Raw genomic sequence first — 16,305 nt, 5'->3', positions numbered from 1 at the left:
AGGATCCCCCCGCGGGTCGACGCCGTAAGGCGGCGAAACACCCGAGGTCAGAGGCTTGCCGCCAACCGCGCACCCTGATTGATGGCCCGCTTGGCATCCAGTTCGGCGGCCACATCCGCCCCACCGATCACATGTACGCTCTTGCCCGCCGCTTCCAACCGATCCGCCAGAGACCGTTCCGACAGCTGTCCGGCGCAAAGCACGATGGTATCTGCTGCAATCAGCGTCGGGTTTTCGCGCGCCTCGCCATAGCTCACATGCAGCCCATCCGCGTCGATGCGTTCGTAGTTCACACCCCCCACCATCTCGACCGCCTTCATCTTCAGCGCCGCGCGGTGAATCCAGCCGGTGGTTTTGCCGAGCCGTTTGCCAAGCCGTTCATTCTTGCGCTGCAACAGCGTGACCTGACGGGCAGGGGCTTCGGGCTTTGGGCCGCTTGCCGCCAGCCCGCCCCGATCCGTCGACGGGTCACCCACGCCCCATTCCTGCTTCCACAGATCGAGGTTTTCAGTCGGGCTCTCGCCCTCATGCACCAGGTACTCGGCCACATCGAAGCCGATCCCGCCCGCGCCGATGATGGCCACCTTCTCGCCAACCGGGGCCTTTTTCGACAGCACGTCGATATAGGACAGCACATTCGGCCCGTCCTGACCGGGAATGCCCGGATCGCGCGGCACGATGCCGGTGGCAATCACCACCTCGTCGAACCCGTCCAGCTCCTCCGGCCCGGCCTCGGTGCCAAGGCGCAGATCCACACCTGACCGCGCCAGCATGGTTTCGAACCAATCCACGAGACCAAAGAACTCCTCCTTGCCCGGGATCTGCTTGGCCATGTTCAGCTGCCCGCCCACCTTGTCGGCCTTCTCGAAGAGCGTCACGGAATGCCCGCGCTCGGCGGCGATCACCGCCGTCATCACGCCTGCGGCCCCCGCGCCCACGATAGCCAACCGTTTGGGCGCATCCGTCGGGTCATAGCGCAGTTCGGTCTCATGGCAGGCGCGCGGGTTCACGAGGCAGGAGGTCAGCTTGCCGCTGAACGTGTGATCCAGACAGGCCTGGTTGCAGGCAATACAAGGCGCAATCTCATCGGCCCGGCCCTCCGCCGCCTTGGCGACGAAATGCGCATCGGCCAGGAAGGGCCGCGCCATGGACACCATATCGGCGCAGCCCTCGGCCAGCACCTCCTCGCCCACATCCGGGGTATTGATCCGGTTCGATGTGATCACCGGAATGCCCACCTTGCCCATCAGCTTCTTGGTGACCCAGGCAAAGGCCTTGCGCGGAACGCTGGTGGCAATCGTCGGAATCCGCGCCTCGTGCCAGCCGATGCCGGTGTTGATGATCGTGGCGCCCGCCTTCTCGATCTCCTGCGCCAGATGCACGACCTCGTCGAAGGTCGATCCCTCGGGCACAAGGTCGATCATAGAGAGGCGATAGATCACGATGAAATCAGGGCCCACGGCCTCGCGCACCCGGCGGACGACCTCGATGGGCAGGCGAATGCGGTTTTCATAGCTGCCGCCCCACCGATCTGTGCGCTTGTTGGTGTGTTTCACGATGAACTGGTTGAGGAAATATCCCTCCGACCCCATCACCTCCACACCGTCATAGCCCGCCTCGCGCGCCCGCACGGCTGCCGTCACGATGTCGCTGATCTGTTTCTCGATCCCGTCTTCATCCAGCGCCTTCGGCGGGAAGGGCGAGATCGGCGATTTGATGGGGGAGGCAGACACACAATCAGGCGAATAGGCATAGCGCCCTGCATGGAGGATCTGCATTGCGATCTTGCCGTCGGCCTCGTGCACCGCATCGGTGATCACCCGGTGATTGGCAATATCCTGATCGGTGAACAGCCCCGCCGCCCCCGGAAACACGCCGCCTTCCTTGTTCGGCGCCATGCCCCCCGTCACGATCAGCGCAGCACCCCCGCGCGCGCGTTCCGCATAGAACTCCGCCACGCGGGGCCAGTCCTTGGTTTCCTCCAGCCCGGTATGCATGGAGCCCATCAGAACCCGGTTCTTCAGCGTGGTGAAGCCAAGGTCCAGCGGGGCCAGAAGATGAGGGTAAAGCGCGTGCGTCATGGTCGTGTCCTCCGATGCGCAAAGATGGCGCAAGGCGGGCGGACTGTCACCCTCAACGCCGCGTCACCCCGTTGTGGTGTTGCCGACGGGGTCGGAAGGCAGGGGCTTGGGGGGTGGACGTGGCAAAGAATCCGCCGCACCGGGTCAGGCGCGGCGGATTGGGGAAGGGATTAGCGCAGCAGGCTGTAGGCGACGCCGTTCTGGCCATTGCTGTTGGTCCAGGTGAAGGTGGTCGCGCTGGTGATCATGATGACGTGCCCGTTGGGGGAATTGTAGGTGCTGGCCCCGCTGCGGATATAGCGGAAGGTCTGGCCCTGAACATCGCCGCCTGCGATCCGGTGAAGCGTGATCTCGCTCGGCGTAACCGTCACACGTTCGACCATCGAGCGACCGTCATGCCAGTAGCCCTGGTAGTTGCCCGGAACAAGCTGCGGTGCCTGCGCCTGCGCATGGGCACCGGACGGGATGGCCATTGTGGCAATTGCAGCAGCGGCCAGGGCGGGCGTGATAACGGACTTGAAGAAAGCGCGGCGGGAGGGGTTGGATGCGGTCGTCATGGGTCATTTCCTTTGGTCAAGTGCCGCCCGGTCAGAGCGGCGTGTCTGGTGAACCGGTGTTCGTTTCCGATGGCCCAAAACTGCCAACTGCATGCGTTCGATCGTATGGGGTCGATCCCCCAATCCGCAGGGATGGGTGGAGAGCATGAGATTTCCATTGGCCTTCATTCAACACGCGCGATCCACCGCCGCGATCGAAGCGACAAGGGTTTCTGGATCGACTCCTCTTCTCGTTGGCAAATGGAAACGGCTGGTCGACGAAACACGGATCAATGGCATTCCGGGAAGCATCACAGTGGCATTCCGGTGCAGATGCAACATCGCGGAATGTGCTGGCGGGGCATGGCCGAGGTCGTTGATCACACATGCGCGACCTTGACCCTTCAAAGTGAACAAGGCATGTGATCTACCAATGATCGGTCGTGGCTTTTTGTCCGCGGCAATAGATTTCACTACCAAGTTGGAAACCTATTTATGCAGCCGTCGTTTGAAATTCATCCATTGGTATTGTGTGGCGGTTCGGGGACCCGTCTTTGGCCATTGTCGCGCAAGAGCTATCCCAAACAGTTCGTTCAGTTGATTGGCGACCGGTCGCTCTATCAACGATGCGCAGAACGCATGACCGGTACGCGCGGCGCGGTGACCTTTGCCGCGCCTACGATCCTGACCGGATCCGACTTTCGCTTTGTCGTGACCGAGCAATTGCAGGACATCGGCATTGATCCGGGTGCCATCCTGATCGAGCCCGAGGGGCGAAATACGGCCCCGGCGGTTCTGGCCGCCGCGTTGCACATTGCCAAGACCTCGCCCGAGGCTCTGCTGCTTGTCGCGCCATCCGATCACATCCTTCCGGATGCCGATGCGTTTGCCGCGGCGCTGGAACTGGCGGCAGGTGCGGCCCTGAACGGCGATCTGGTGACGTTCGGCATCGCCCCTGACTACCCGGAAACCGGGTACGGATACCTCAAACTGGCTGGAACGCATGACAAGGATGCGGCCTACAAGCTGGAACGTTTTGTCGAAAAGCCCGACCAGGCCACGGCCGAACAGATGGTTGCCGATGGCGGGTTCCTTTGGAACGCGGGTATTTTCCTGTTCGCCGCCAAGGACATCATCTCTGCCTTCGAACGCCATGCGCCTGATCTTGTGACACCCGTTCGCGCCGCGGTGGAGCAGGGCGAACCGGATCTCGGGTTCTTCCGCCTTGCCCCAGATCCCTGGGCAGAGGTGCAGAACATCTCGATCGACTATGCGGTCATGGAGAAGGCAGACAATCTGAGCGTGGTTCCCTTCCGGGGCAGCTGGAGCGATCTGGGAAGCTGGAGCGCTGTCCGCGACCAAAGCGCAATCGATTCCGATGGTGTTGCCTGCGCGGGTCCGGTAACGGCCATCGACTGCAAGAATTCCCTGCTTCGGTCAGAGCACCCGGATCAGGAACTTGTCGGGCTTGGCCTTGACGGCATCGTTGCCATTGCCATGCCGGACGCGGTGTTGATTGCCGATATCAACAGAACGCAGGACGTGAAACTCGCCGTTCAGAGCCTTGCCGCAAAAGGTGCCCGTCAGGCAGAAGCCCTGCCCGTCGATTACCGTCCATGGGGACATTTCGAGACCCTCGTGCTTGGCGAGCGGTTTCAGGTCAAGCGAATCGTGGTCAAGCCCGGCGCAAGCCTCAGCCTTCAAAGCCATCACCACAGATCGGAACACTGGATCGTCGTGCAGGGTACGGCGAAGGTTACGGTTGACGACACGGTCAAGCTGGTTTCGGAAAACGAGTCCGTCTACATTCCTCTCGGAGCCGTGCACAGGATGGAAAACCCGGGTAAGGTCGACATGGTGCTGATCGAGGTTCAGACCGGTAGCTATCTGGGTGAGGATGACATCATTCGGTACGAGGATGTCTATTCCCGCGGGCAAGGCGCGAAAGGGTGACTCTGTGAAGAGGCCGTGGACTGCGTAGAGGCAAAGAGTACCCGTACCTGTCACCAATCGGATGACTTATGATTGAAACGGACAGAAACCAGCCCGATGCGGACATGCAGGCGATGCTGCGGGCTGAAATTCTGTCACTGCGGGCTGAACTGGCGCAGCGGGATGCGGAAATTCTTGCGTTGCTGCGACAGTCGGACGAGACCGTCATCGCCGAGGCCACTCGCCAGACGCCAACCGGACTCAGCCGTGGATGGCTGAGAACACGACTGGCCAGGCTGCGCCACCGCCTGATGCTGCGTCATCAGGCGAACGCCTTGGCAAGAAGCCGCTATTTCGACGCAAACTGGTACGCGGCGCGCTACCCCGAATGCGATGGCCCGGACAAGGCCGCGACCCACTACTTGCTGCGTGGCGCGTTTGCCGGGCATGATCCGGGTCCGGATTTCCAGACCAAGGCCTATTACAGCGCCAATCCGGATGTTGCCGAGGCGGGCTGGCCTGCTCTGGCTCATTACGTTTTACACGGACAAGCGGAAGGTCGGCGGGGCGGACCAGCCGCCGGAGGCTAGGCGCAATGTCCGGCGAAACCATCATCGACACGTCCCGTGCACAATTGCTGGAGGACTCCGCCCTGTTCGACGCGGAATGGTACGCGACGCGGAACGGGGACGTGGCCTTGTCCGGGCTGGACCCGTTGGATCATTTCCTGAAGATCGGTTGGGGCCTTGGGCGCAGCCCCGGACCCGAGTTCGACACCCGTGCTTATCTGGCCTGCTTCCGAGAAGTTGCGGATAGCGGCATGGATGCGCTGACGCACTACCTGCAATACGGCGCGTCAGAAGGCCGTGCAGCCAATCCCCTTCAACAAGACCCAATCTTGCGGGCGCGTGTGAAAAGCGATGTGCTTCGCAATCGGCTGAACGTGGTCGGTCAGGCATCCGCCCTAGAGGGGCTCCAGCGCCTCTTGGATGAGGAAACCGGCGATGCTGCGGGCTTTTCTGGCCGCGACCTGGCGCTTTGGCACCTTCGGCAATGGCGGATGACCCAATCCCCGGACAGTGCGACATCGGCAGGTCGGCTCGCCCACAACGCCCTTGTCTCGGCGACGGACCCGGCCCTGCGCAGTCGTTTGCTGACCATTGCCCTTGTTGCAGATGCATTGGCGGGTCAGCCAGCCCCGTCGGACGACGTCATCCGCGATTGGCAGATGAAAGATCTGCTGTGCAACGAAACCTGGTTTGCGCTTGCAGGCTTTGAAGCCTCGGAAAACGGTCGGCTGAGGCTGATCAACCGGGCGCTTGCGGCATACGGCCTTGGCGAACTGGCCTTGCGCGATGACCCAAGCAGCCTGGCCTATGACCGCCTGACCCCCAAGCGGCCTCCCCTACCCGTAGACGGACCGCTGGTGTCCGTCCTGATCGCGGCCCATCAGGCGGAAGACACCCTTCCAACCGCACTGCGCGCCGTTGCAGACCAAAGCTGGCGCAACCTTGAAATCATTGTCATCGACGACGCCAGCAGCGATGGAACCGTTCAGGTCGCACTGGATGCGGCAATAGCCGATCCCCGCATCCGGCTGAAACGGCTTTCGCAAAACGGCGGTGCCTATGCAGCACGCAATGCCGGGCTTGCCGAGGCGCGTGGTGAATACGTTACGCTTCATGACGCGGACGATTGGTGCCACCCCGACCGGATTGCCGTGCAGATGGGCCTGATGCTTGAAAGCGGAACAGCTATCGCCTGCACGTCCGAGCATGTGCGCATGCATTCCGATCTGACTTTGACACGCCTGAGCCCGGAGGCGAGTTTTCTGACGGACAACACGGCGTCCCTTCTGTTCAGACGACAACCCGTGGTGGAGGCCCTGGGATGCTGGGACACTGTTCGCGTCGCGGCGGACAATGAACTGATACGGCGAATACGCCGGGTGTTCGGGCCTGCCTCTGTCATTTCCGGAAAGACCGGCCCGCTGGCGATGCTGCGCGACAGGGAAGGATCCGCGGTTCGCAGTGGCCCCCTGTCCATCGACGGCTATGTCACTGGCGCTCGTCTTGCCTATCTCGATGCGCAGGAGCACCACCACCGCACTACCTCTGTGGGCGACCTGCACTACACGGCAGGCAGTCGCCCGTTTCCCGCACCCGGCATCATGAAAGGGCGTGATCAGTCCAACTACAAGCTGTCCTTGGTACTGGCCGCAGATCTTCGACACAGCGATTGGGTGGTGGAAACCTGCCTGAAACTGGCATCCCTTTCCGATGGCCCGGTCGGTCTGGTGCCGCTGGCCAGACCTATGGCGCCGGATATGCTCGACACCTCCTTCCGCCTGTGCACGAAGGTGCGCGAAGCTCTCGACGGTCAGCGCCTTCTTCACCTCTGCCCGGGAGAAACGGCCTCGGCCCCGTTGCTGATCGCGCCTGACCCGGAGGCATTGCAGGAGCTTCCCGGTTTCCTTCCCGAGGTGCGGGCCGAAAGAGTGCGTCTTCTGGCAAGTTATTCTCCGGTCGCCACGCTTCCCGGCTCGGGGCGCCGCCTTGGGCGATATGATCCGTCCGCCTGCGAATCCTCTGCGCAGCGGTTCGCAACGGGACCCGTGGAATGGTGGGCCGGAAATCGTGCCATCAAACAGGAGCTGATCAAGGCGGGCGCCAGTCGGGTCGCGCGTGCCAAGATCCCGTTCGACGCGTTGCACGGGCTTTTCAGATGATCGGGGCGGCCTTCACGAAAGAGGAATTCGATCCGGTCTGGTATCTCTCGACCTATTCTGACGTTCGCGCGGCAGGGCTGGATCCATGGGAGCACTATGTAGCCCATGGCCACGCCGAGGGGCGCTTGGGTGGCCCGGTGCGTGCATTGGAACTCGATCATGACCTGTGGCGGGGATTCGAGGCACAGGCGTTACCGGAACTGCGGCTGCTGCTGAAAAACGGGTCAGCTCGTGAACGGGCGATCGCAGGATGGGTCTTTGCGCGTCATGCTGCCAGCAAATCACGCTGGAAATCCGCGCATTCTGCCATCAGATCGTTTTTCGATGGTGGCGATCTGGGCACCGCGATCATTCCGCACAAGGGCCCCTGGGTTCTTGGGGTAAAGGCCGCAACCATGTGCCGAGAGCTTTCGGTTGCAAAAGAGCTTTTGCGGAAAGCCAGGGACCGGTTCGGCGATCACGCCGATCTTTCACTGTCGGAGATCGAGATTGCGGTTGCCGAAAACGCCCCGGATCACGTTGTTTCCAACCATCTTGCCGAGATCTATGCGGCAACCGGCTTGGCTGGCATCGGCTTGCGGCAGGGGACGCTGTCGCGCCTGGACAGGCTGACAGCCCCGATCCCACCTGCACCGGTAGACCAGGGTCCACTTGTCAGTGTCATTGTCCCCGCCCATCAGTCCGAGGCGACCCTGGGCACATGTCTGCGAGGGTTGACCGACCAGAGCTGGCGCAATCTTGAGATCATCGTGGTGGATGATGCCAGCACCGACAACACTGCGGGTGTCGCGGAAGAGGCGGCGCAGGCAGATCCGCGCATCAGGGTCATTCGTCTGCCAGAGAACAGCGGCGCCTATATTGCCCGCAATACCGGCCTGGCAGACATCCGTGGTGCGTTCTTCACCGTTCATGATTCCGATGACTGGTCCCATCCGCAAAAGATCGAGGCACAGGTTGGGCCGCTTCTGGCCGACAGTGGCCCGGTCGCCTGCGCATCGCACTGGGTTCGGACCGGGTCTGACCTTTCAATGTCGCTTTGGCGGGTCGAGCAGGGCTGGGTCTATCGCAATGTCTCGTCCCTGATGGTCCGCGCGGAGATGCGCGAGAAGGTGGGGTATTGGGACCGCGTGCGCGTCAATGCCGATACCGAATACTATCATCGCCTGCTTGCCGCCTTCGGCCCTGGCGCAGTGATAGAACAGCACCCAGGCGTGCCCCTGGCCTTCGGTCGCAACGCGCCGCAATCCTTGACGTTGTCGTCCGCCACGCACCTTTCGACCCAATTCCGGGGTCCGCGCCGATGCTATCTGGATGCCGCGCTGCACTGGCACGATAACAGGGTGTCTGCGGTTGACAGCACCTCAGACACGGAGGCGCGGGCGGCCTCGCTTTTCCTTACGAGACATCCGTCGGAACGGCCATTTCCAGCACCCCCTGCGCTTCGACCTGCCGATGATGTGACCGCTGTCAGTGACTACGCCGTCATTTCAGGGTCTTCGCATTTCGATACGCTTTGGTATCTGACGCGGAACAAGGACGTGCTGGCTGCGGATGTCGACCCGGTCCGCCACTATCTGGAAACCGGCGGACAGGAAGACCGCGATCCCGGCCCGCTGTTTTCGGATTCTGCATGGCGCGCAAAACGGGAACTGGACACGCAGGCCGTGCCGCTGCTGGATTACGAACAGCACCCCGACAAGGCCCCGGCTGAACCGTTCCGGTTTGAAGGGGCGCTGGCAGGCAGCGACGCCGAAACCGCGCTTGTCTTCGCGCATTCCGCCGATCGGCAGATCTTCGGGGCCGAGCGCAGCCTGTTGCGTGCGTTGGAGCGTCTCGGAAGCGGCCTCGACGGTCCCCGGATCGCTCCTGTGACGGTGCTGCCATCCGCCGTGAACAAGCAGTACCTGGAAGACGTGCGGAAAAGATCGGCAGCGGTTGTAATTCTGCCGCAACTCTGGCGGCATCGCTTTCGCCCCGCCTCGGACCACACGGTTTCCGCGATACGAGACATGATCCGAGCCTATCGCCCGGCCGCAATACATGTGAATACGATTGTCCTGAATGCGCCACTGGTGGCGGCGCGGGCTGAAGGGTGCCCGTCGATCGTGCATGTGCGCGAGTTGCCCGCCGAGGACCCGCAACTGTGCCGCATTCTTGGTGACAGCGCCCGCGGTCTGAGACGCCGCATCCTCAGCGAGGCCGATCGTTTCATCGCGAATTCCCCTGCTGTTGCAGACTGGCTGGATTGCCCCGATCGCGTCGACGTGCAATCCAATGAAATTGATCCTGCCCTGTTCGATCTGCCCTTTACCCCCGGGCCGTCCCTGCGCGTTGGCCTGATCAGTAGCAACATCGCCAAGAAAGGGGTAGCGGATTTCGTCTCGGTTGCGCGCATGGTTGCCAAAGCGGAAGCCTCGGAAAACGTCCCGCCTGACGCGCGTTGCCAGTTCCTGTTGATTGGCCCGGACTCTGCCGATCTGAAAGCATTGGGCCCGCTTCCCGACAACACGGTTCACACAGGCTATGTCGATGGGTCAGTGGCCGCGGTGGAACAGACGGACCTTGTGCTGGTCCTCTCGCATTTCGCGGAGTCTTTCGGGCGAACGACGTTGGAGGCAATGGCAGGCGGGCGCCCGGTGATCTGCTATCGTCGCGGAACGCCGCCGACATTGATCGAACATGGTCGAACCGGTTTTTCCACGCCTGCGGATGATCCAGCCGCGGTGGCCAATGCCGTGATGTCCATATCCGTGGCGCGGTTCGGTCTGCTGGAACTCAGCCGCGCCGCCAGAAAGCGGGCCTTGCTGCTGAGCCAGATGGCCGCAACGCAACGGGCTGACAGACCTTCCGCAGATCAAAGCGCCGCCACCTAGGCAGTGCGCCTTGCATCGCTATGGGCGGAGTCTCGGGCTCAATGGCCTGAATTCTACGTCAACGGTCCGAACCCGGACTCGGTGGGTCGTCATAGATCGACCAACCGTATTCCCCTGTAGTCTCCGGAACATCCTTATCGCCAAGGTTACGTGCCATATACGCCTTGGCGATGAAGTTCGCCGTAATCGGCGCCGTCAGGAACAGGAACAGGGTGATGAGAAGCTCGTGAAACGAGACCTGTCCGTATTTGGCGTAGAAGTAGATCATCGAGGCGATCAGCACGCCGCCGACACCCAGGCTGGTGGCCTTGGTCGGGGCATGGAGGCGTTGCAGCGTGTTCTTGAGTTTGACCAAGCCAACAGACCCCACAAGGCCGAAGATGCCACTCACGACGAGGGCGAAAGAGACGAGGATTTCCGCGACGATGCTCATATCTGTCGTCCTATTCGATGATGTCGCCGCGCAGCAGGAAGCGGCAATAGGCAACCGTTGAGACGAAGCCGACCATCGCAATCAGCATCGCAGCCTCGAAATAGATCGCAGTGCTGTGCCAGACACCATATAGCACCACGAGGGCGATCAGGTTGATCACCATGGTATCAAGGGCCAGGATCCTGTCGGCCGCATCCGGGCCGACTGCAATACGCCAGAGATTCAGCAACAGGGCCAAGGCGTAGCAACCGAGCGCGAAGGTAAGGGCATATTCGATCATGGGAATATCTCCATCAGGCGGCGTTCGTATCTGGTCTTGATCTCGTCACGGACAGCATCGGGGTCATCGGTATGCAGGCAATGCACAAGGATCGCACTGCCATCTGCGGCAAGCGTCGCAGATACCGTACCCGGAGTCATGGTGATCGTGCCTGCCAGCACTGTGATTGCCTCGGCCGAGGTGAGGTCGAGCGGAACGGGAATCCACTGCGAGCGGATCTTCGACTCTGGCTTGAACAGGATGATCAAGGCCACCTGAACATTGGCCACGACGATATCCCAGAGCACGACAAGGATGTATTCCGCGACCTTGAATGGCCGGGCGATCCTGGGACGGTCGGGCCAGTAGGCCGCGGTGAACATCGGAACGAAAAGTCCGAAGACCGACCCGAGGATAAGGTTGCCCAGGGTGAAGGTGTTCACCAGCCCAAGCCAGACGAAGATGAGGGTCAGGCTCAGAAGCGGATGCGGGATGAGACGGGTCAGCATGGCTCAGCGCTCCTCCACAGGGCTCAGGACAGCCTCGACATACCCCGCGCGGTCAAAGAGTTGGGCTGACGTATTGTCGAGATAGGCCGAGACGGGACCAGCGAAGATGGCAAGCCCCCCCAATACGGCCAATGCAAGCATGACGGGGGCAACCTGCCCCACCGTGGCAAGAGGCGACTGGATCGACGCGGCGCTGTCTTCGGTTTCACCGTCTTCAGCGTCGGGGACGGTGATCGCCGTGGATTTCCAGAACAGGACGCTGCCCGCACGCGCGAACCCGATGATGGTCAAGAGCGACCCGATCAGGATCGCGGACCAGGCCCATCCAATCAGGCCGGGCTCTCTGATCGCATCAAGAACGAGCAGTTTTCCCAGAAACCCGCTCAGCGGTGGCATACCGGCCATAGCGATGGCCGCTGCGAAGAAGAGGGCCGCGAACAAGCCGTTCTGCCGTGTCGGCAGCTCTGGTTGCAGCGCATCCCCTGACCGGCGCGTGACGACGAGGTCGGCGATCAGGAACAGGCAGGCCGCCGCGAAGGTCGAATGAACCATGTAGTACAGCGCCGCTGTCGTGGCGGTGGTCGAGAACACGGCAACCGCCACCAGCAAGGTGCCCATGGACCCCACGACAGAGAAGGCGATCAGCGGCATCAGGCGCCGCGCGCCAAGAACACCGAACGCCCCGATGGCGATGGTCACGATGGCTGCCGGGAAAAGCCACGTACCAGCCAGATCCTCGGTTCCGGGGCTGCCGGGGCCAAACACCGTGGTGTGGACCCGCAAGATTGCGTAGGCGCCAACCTTGGTCATGATGGCGAAGAGCGCGGCAACCGGCGCGGGCGCGTTGGAATAGGATGCGGGCAGCCAGAACTGCACCGGGAACAGCGCCGCCTTCACCGCGAAGACGATCATCAGCAGGATCGTGGCAACGCGCACCAGTGCGGCCTCTTCGGCCGGGATCTCGGGAACGCGGAGCGCGAGATCGGCAATGTTCAGCGTCCCGGTAGAGGCGTAGAGCGTCCCCAGGGCAAACAGGAACAGCGTCGAACCCGCCAGGTTCATGACCACGTATTGCAGCCCCGCGCGCATCCGGTCCTTGCCGCCGGAATGGATCATCAACCCGTAGGACGCGATCAGCAGAACCTCGAAGAACACGAACAGGTTGAAGATGTCCCCGGTCAGGAAAGCGCCGCAGATACCCATCAGCTGGAACTGGAACAGCGCATGGAAATGCCGGCCGCGCGCGTCCCAGCCCGTGGAAATGGCGTGGATCAGCACGATCAGCGCAAGCGCCGAGGTCAGAAGGACCATCAGGGCGGACAGCCGGTCGAGGACCAGAACAATGCCGAACGGCGCAGGCCAGTTACCAAGCCGGTAGACATGGGTCGTGCCATCGGCGGCCATGTAGGCAAGGCCCAGGGCAATGGCCAGCAACAGCACCGTGCCCGCAACCGAAGCGATGCGCGCCAGCGTGATGTCGTGGCGCATCACGAAGCCGATGACCGGGGCAAGCAGGGCCGGCAGGACGACCGGCAGAATGATCCAGTGCATCACGCGGACCCCTCGTTTGCGGCGTCTGCGCCGTTCTCTTCCGGCTCCATGTCGATCTGGTCGCTATCCGCTTCCAGAAACGCGCCAAGCCCGATCATCACCAGCACCGCCGTCATCCCGAACGAGATAACAATCGCGGTCAGCACCAGCGCCTGGGGCAGCGGGTCGGTGTAGCTGGCGTCGCCATATGGCGACAGGACGGGCGGCAGGTTTGTGGCGAGCCGCCCGCTGGCGAACAGGAAAACGTTCACCGCGTAGGACAGCAGAGCGAGACCGAGGATGACAGGGAAGGTGCGGAGGCGCAGCAGAAGATACACGCCTCCCGCCGTCAGAACGCCGATACTGCTTGCAACGATGATCTCCATCTCAGCGCTCCTCCTCGTCCGTGATCCGATCCGCCGGGTCATAGTCCATCGGATCGACATTCACCGTCTCACCGGCGAAGCGGGCAATCCTGCTCAGGCTGTAGAGCATCAGCATGACCCCGCCCAGAACGGTCAGGAACACCCCGAGATCGAACAGCATGGCCGTGGCGACCTCGAATTCCTCGATCGGCGGCAGATGAATATAGGTGAAGTCGCTGGTCAGGAACGGTCGCCCGAAGAGCCACGAACCGACGCCGGTCAGGCCAGCAATCACGACGCCAAGCCCGATCATCGTATGGTATTCCATCCGCTGACGTTCCTGCGTCCAGGCAAAGCCGGAAGCCATGTATTGCATCAGAAGCGCGATTGCGATCACCAGGCCGGCGACGAAGCCGCCTCCGGGCTGATTGTGGCCGCGCAGGAAGATGTAGGCACCCACGACGATGGCAATGGGCATCATGACGCGGGTGGCGACGACCATCATCATCGGATGGCGGTCACGAGACCGGTCATGCGAATAGTCGGTGTTCTTCAGCCGCCGCGCCGCCGGTCCGTCCAGCAGCGCGTGCATGACCGCATAGATCACCAGACCCGCGATTCCCAATACGATGATTTCGCCGAACGTATCGTATCCACGGAAATCAACGAGGATGACGTTGACCACATTGGTGCCGCCGCCGCCCTCGTAGCTGTTGGCGAGGTGATAGTCGGAAATCGTCTCGATATCGCGCAGCAGGAATGCATAGGCCAGCGCGGCCACGCCGCCCCCGGCCCCAAGCGCGATCACACCGTCGCGCAGTTTAAGTCCGGCAGAGCTTTCCTTCGGGGTAATCTTCGGCATGAAATGCAGCGCCAGAAGCAGCAGCATGATGGTGACCGTCTCGACCGAGATCTGCGTCAGCGCCAGATCGGGCGCCGAGAGATAGGCGAACCCGGCAGAGATCGACAGGCCGATGATCCCGATCAGAACCAGCGCCCGGAAGCGGTGATGATGCATCGTCACGACAGACAGCGTTGCGACGATCAACATGACCCAGCCCACGAAGATCACCGGTGACACGGGCAGCAGCTCTCGCGTCGGGGCCGAGAGGCCGCCAGAGGAATAGGCGACCCAGCCAAGGGCCACGGAACTTGCCGTGAAAATCGCAAGGTAGCGGCTGATTGCGCCATTGTGGCCGATCTCGGTGATCGCGCGGGATGCCGAGACAAGACCCGCGATCAACCGGTCGAAAATGGCCTTGGCCTCGGGCCGAGGCGCGGCGATCCATAGCTTGTCGAGCGGCTTGTGCAGCAGCAGAAGGACAATCCCGCCAGCAACGGCGATGACGGACATCCACAGCGCGGGTGTGAACCCATGCCAGATCTTCAGATGCGGATGCAGGTCCGCGCCGGTGACTGCATTGGCCGCGGCCGTCACGATCCCTTCGGCAAGGAAGGGCGCAACCCCGATGATAACGACCATCGCCACCAACAGCGCCGGTGCGGCCCACATGCCGAAGGGCGGATCATGGGGCTTGTGCGGATAGTCATCGCGCACCGGACCGAGAAAGACATGAGAGATGAAGCGCAGCGAATAGGCGACCGACAGGAGCGCCCCGATCGTGGCCATGACCGGCACCGCATAGGCGCTGCCGAACCAGTCGGTATGCGAGGCCTCTTCCAACATCAATTCCTTCGACAGGAACCCGTTGAACAGCGGAATCCCTGCCATCGACAGGGCGGCAGCGGTTCCGATGAGGAAGGTTATCGGCATCAGGTGCCTCAGCCCGCCAAGCCGCTTGATATCGCGGGTGTGGGTCTCGTGATCCACGATGCCCGCGGTCATGAAGAGCGCGGCCTTGAAGGTCAGGTGGTTGATGACGTGGAACACGGCAGCCACGGCGGCGGCCTGGGTGCCGAAGCCAAGGAGCATCGTCAGAAGACCGAGATGGCTTACCGTCGAGAAGGCCAGCAAAGCCTTGAGGTCATCCTTGAACAGCGCGATGAGCGCGCCCAGAACCATTGTCACGAGGCCGGTGGTGGAGACGATGTAGAACCACGCGTCGGTCCCCGCGAGCGCCGGCCACATCCGGGCCAGCAGGAACACGCCGGCCTTCACCATCGTGGCAGAGTGCAGGTAGGCCGAAACGGGCGTGGGTGCCGCCATGGCGTGGGGCAACCAGAAATGGAACGGGAACTGCGCGGATTTGGTGAACGCGCCCAGAAGGATCAGGATAAGCGCCGGCAGATACCATTCGGAGGCGCGGATCTGATCGCCAGCGGCCAGGATATCCGTCAGGTTGTAACTGCCCACGATATTGCCGAGGATCAGCATACCGCCGATCATCGCAAGCCCGCCCGCGCCGGTAACCGCCAGCGCCATGCGCGCGCCCTGACGCCCCTCTGGCAGGTGCTTCCAGAACCCGATCAGCAGGAAGGACGACAGCGAGGTCAGTTCCCAGAAAATCAACAGAAGCAGGATGTTGTCCGACAGCACGATCCCCAGCATCGCGCCCTGAAACAGCAGAAGATAGGTATAGAACTGCCCCATCGGATCTTCGCCCGACAGGTAGAACCGTGCGTAGAGCGTGATCAGCAGACCAACCCCGAGGATCATCCCCGCGAAGAGAAGCCCAAGGCCGTCCAGAAAAAACGAGGCGGATAGCCCGAGCTGCGGCAGCCACTCGATCTGGGCCTGAACCACGTCACCCTGCATCACTGATGGCGCCAGAACGACGAGCATCGTCAGCGCCAGAAATGTCGGTACTGCGGTCGAGATCGCGCAGACATTGCGCCCCGCCCGGATCATCAAACCCGGCAACAGCGCCCCGGCGAAGGGCATCACTGCGATGAGAAGAAGGAGAGTCCCCCCAAGACCCATGGTATGTCCTTGTCCCTTTAATTTATCTGGCCAACACGTACCGGGCGCGGCAACTCATTGCAACGAAGAGTTATCGTCGCGCCTCTGACGGTCGGCCTTATCCAATTGGTTCGGTTAAGATATGTCTGCGATATAGGCTTTCAAGGGGATTCACCGCTATCAGTTTGACCGCAGCAAG

At 62.0% G+C, this 16,305-nt stretch carries 12 protein-coding genes; 4 read left to right on the top strand and 8 right to left on the bottom strand.

Annotated elements, in window-relative coordinates; all coding sequences use genetic code 11:
- Nucleotides 1-47: 47 nt before the first annotated feature.
- Together RBB16_RS01645 and RBB16_RS01640 are read right to left on the bottom strand one after the other, a co-directional pair.
- Entirely contained in the window at nucleotides 48-2,081 is a 2,034-nt protein-coding gene (locus RBB16_RS01645) for an NADPH-dependent 2,4-dienoyl-CoA reductase (protein ID WP_306044469.1), read from the bottom strand.
- A 170-nt stretch (nucleotides 2,082-2,251) separates the two neighbouring features.
- Nucleotides 2,252-2,638: a hypothetical protein gene (locus tag RBB16_RS01640; RefSeq protein ID WP_306044468.1), complete on the bottom strand. Its 387-nt coding sequence runs from the start codon at nucleotides 2,636-2,638 to the stop codon at nucleotides 2,252-2,254.
- Between the two features lie 474 nt (nucleotides 2,639-3,112).
- Between RBB16_RS01640 and RBB16_RS01635 the strand changes: the two genes are divergently transcribed.
- The 4 genes from RBB16_RS01635 (at nucleotide 3,113) to RBB16_RS01620 (ending at nucleotide 10,150) form a co-directional block, all read left to right on the top strand.
- Nucleotides 3,113-4,570 (top strand): mannose-1-phosphate guanylyltransferase/mannose-6-phosphate isomerase, encoded by a 1,458-nt coding sequence (locus tag RBB16_RS01635; RefSeq protein WP_306044467.1) that lies wholly within the window; start codon nucleotides 3,113-3,115, stop codon nucleotides 4,568-4,570.
- 68 nt (nucleotides 4,571-4,638) lie between these two features.
- Complete coding sequence (locus RBB16_RS01630) at nucleotides 4,639-5,139, top strand: hypothetical protein (RefSeq protein ID WP_306044466.1); 501 nt, start codon at nucleotides 4,639-4,641, stop codon at nucleotides 5,137-5,139.
- A 5-nt stretch (nucleotides 5,140-5,144) separates the two neighbouring features.
- Nucleotides 5,145-7,277 carry a glycosyltransferase family 2 protein gene (locus tag RBB16_RS01625; protein WP_306044465.1) on the top strand — a complete coding sequence of 711 codons (2,133 nt, stop codon included), beginning with the start codon at nucleotides 5,145-5,147 and terminating at the stop codon, nucleotides 7,275-7,277.
- Complete coding sequence (locus tag RBB16_RS01620; protein WP_306044464.1) at nucleotides 7,274-10,150, top strand: glycosyltransferase; 2,877 nt, start codon at nucleotides 7,274-7,276, stop codon at nucleotides 10,148-10,150. Before RBB16_RS01625 ends, RBB16_RS01620 begins: the two co-directional genes overlap by 4 nt.
- A 58-nt stretch (nucleotides 10,151-10,208) precedes the next feature.
- Here the strand turns inward: RBB16_RS01620 and RBB16_RS01615 are convergent, their stop codons facing one another.
- The 6 genes from RBB16_RS01615 to RBB16_RS01590 are packed head-to-tail and all read right to left on the bottom strand — an operon-like array spanning nucleotide 10,209 to nucleotide 16,127.
- The gene (locus RBB16_RS01615; RefSeq protein WP_306044463.1) at nucleotides 10,209-10,583 is read right to left on the bottom strand and encodes a Na+/H+ antiporter subunit G; all 375 of its coding nucleotides are present in this window, start codon (nucleotides 10,581-10,583) and stop codon (nucleotides 10,209-10,211) included.
- 10 nt (nucleotides 10,584-10,593) lie between these two features.
- Nucleotides 10,594-10,863 (bottom strand): K+/H+ antiporter subunit F, encoded by a 270-nt coding sequence (locus RBB16_RS01610; protein ID WP_306044462.1) that lies wholly within the window; start codon nucleotides 10,861-10,863, stop codon nucleotides 10,594-10,596.
- Nucleotides 10,860-11,351 (bottom strand): Na+/H+ antiporter subunit E, encoded by a 492-nt coding sequence (locus RBB16_RS01605; protein WP_306044461.1) that lies wholly within the window; start codon nucleotides 11,349-11,351, stop codon nucleotides 10,860-10,862. The genes RBB16_RS01610 and RBB16_RS01605 overlap by 4 nt, the downstream gene beginning before the upstream one ends.
- 3 nt (nucleotides 11,352-11,354) lie before the next feature.
- Nucleotides 11,355-12,905 carry a monovalent cation/H+ antiporter subunit D gene (locus RBB16_RS01600; RefSeq protein ID WP_306044460.1) on the bottom strand — a complete coding sequence of 517 codons (1,551 nt, stop codon included), beginning with the start codon at nucleotides 12,903-12,905 and terminating at the stop codon, nucleotides 11,355-11,357.
- Nucleotides 12,902-13,267 (bottom strand): Na+/H+ antiporter subunit C, encoded by a 366-nt coding sequence (locus RBB16_RS01595; protein WP_306044459.1) that lies wholly within the window; start codon nucleotides 13,265-13,267, stop codon nucleotides 12,902-12,904. Before RBB16_RS01595 ends, RBB16_RS01600 begins: the two co-directional genes overlap by 4 nt.
- Before the next feature lies 1 nt (nucleotide 13,268).
- The gene (locus RBB16_RS01590; protein WP_306044458.1) at nucleotides 13,269-16,127 is read right to left on the bottom strand and encodes a monovalent cation/H+ antiporter subunit A; all 2,859 of its coding nucleotides are present in this window, start codon (nucleotides 16,125-16,127) and stop codon (nucleotides 13,269-13,271) included.
- Between the last annotated feature and the right edge of the window lie 178 nt (nucleotides 16,128-16,305).

This window comes from Nioella sp. MMSF_3534 (genome assembly GCF_030732985.1).
GTDB lineage: Bacteria > Pseudomonadota > Alphaproteobacteria > Rhodobacterales > Rhodobacteraceae > Nioella.
The sequence above is the reverse complement of the archived record's forward strand: the minus strand, read 5'-3'. Positions and strand labels throughout refer to the sequence as shown.

Bases quoted from the DNA above. Each gene is read 5' to 3' on its own strand.
- RBB16_RS01645 (WP_306044469.1), bottom strand. From the start codon at position 2,081: ATGACGCACGCGCTTTACCCTCATCTTCTGGCCCCGCTGGACCTTGGC.
- RBB16_RS01640 (WP_306044468.1), bottom strand. From the start codon at position 2,638: ATGACGACCGCATCCAACCCCTCCCGCCGCGCTTTCTTCAAGTCCGTT.
- RBB16_RS01635 (WP_306044467.1), top strand. From the start codon at position 3,113: ATGCAGCCGTCGTTTGAAATTCATCCATTGGTATTGTGTGGCGGTTCG.
- RBB16_RS01630 (WP_306044466.1), top strand. From the start codon at position 4,639: ATGATTGAAACGGACAGAAACCAGCCCGATGCGGACATGCAGGCGATG.
- RBB16_RS01625 (WP_306044465.1), top strand. From the start codon at position 5,145: ATGTCCGGCGAAACCATCATCGACACGTCCCGTGCACAATTGCTGGAG.
- RBB16_RS01620 (WP_306044464.1), top strand. From the start codon at position 7,274: ATGATCGGGGCGGCCTTCACGAAAGAGGAATTCGATCCGGTCTGGTAT.
- RBB16_RS01615 (WP_306044463.1), bottom strand. From the start codon at position 10,583: ATGAGCATCGTCGCGGAAATCCTCGTCTCTTTCGCCCTCGTCGTGAGT.
- RBB16_RS01610 (WP_306044462.1), bottom strand. From the start codon at position 10,863: ATGATCGAATATGCCCTTACCTTCGCGCTCGGTTGCTACGCCTTGGCC.
- RBB16_RS01605 (WP_306044461.1), bottom strand. From the start codon at position 11,351: ATGCTGACCCGTCTCATCCCGCATCCGCTTCTGAGCCTGACCCTCATC.
- RBB16_RS01595 (WP_306044459.1), bottom strand. From the start codon at position 13,267: ATGGAGATCATCGTTGCAAGCAGTATCGGCGTTCTGACGGCGGGAGGC.
- RBB16_RS01590 (WP_306044458.1), bottom strand. From the start codon at position 16,127: ATGGGTCTTGGGGGGACTCTCCTTCTTCTCATCGCAGTGATGCCCTTC.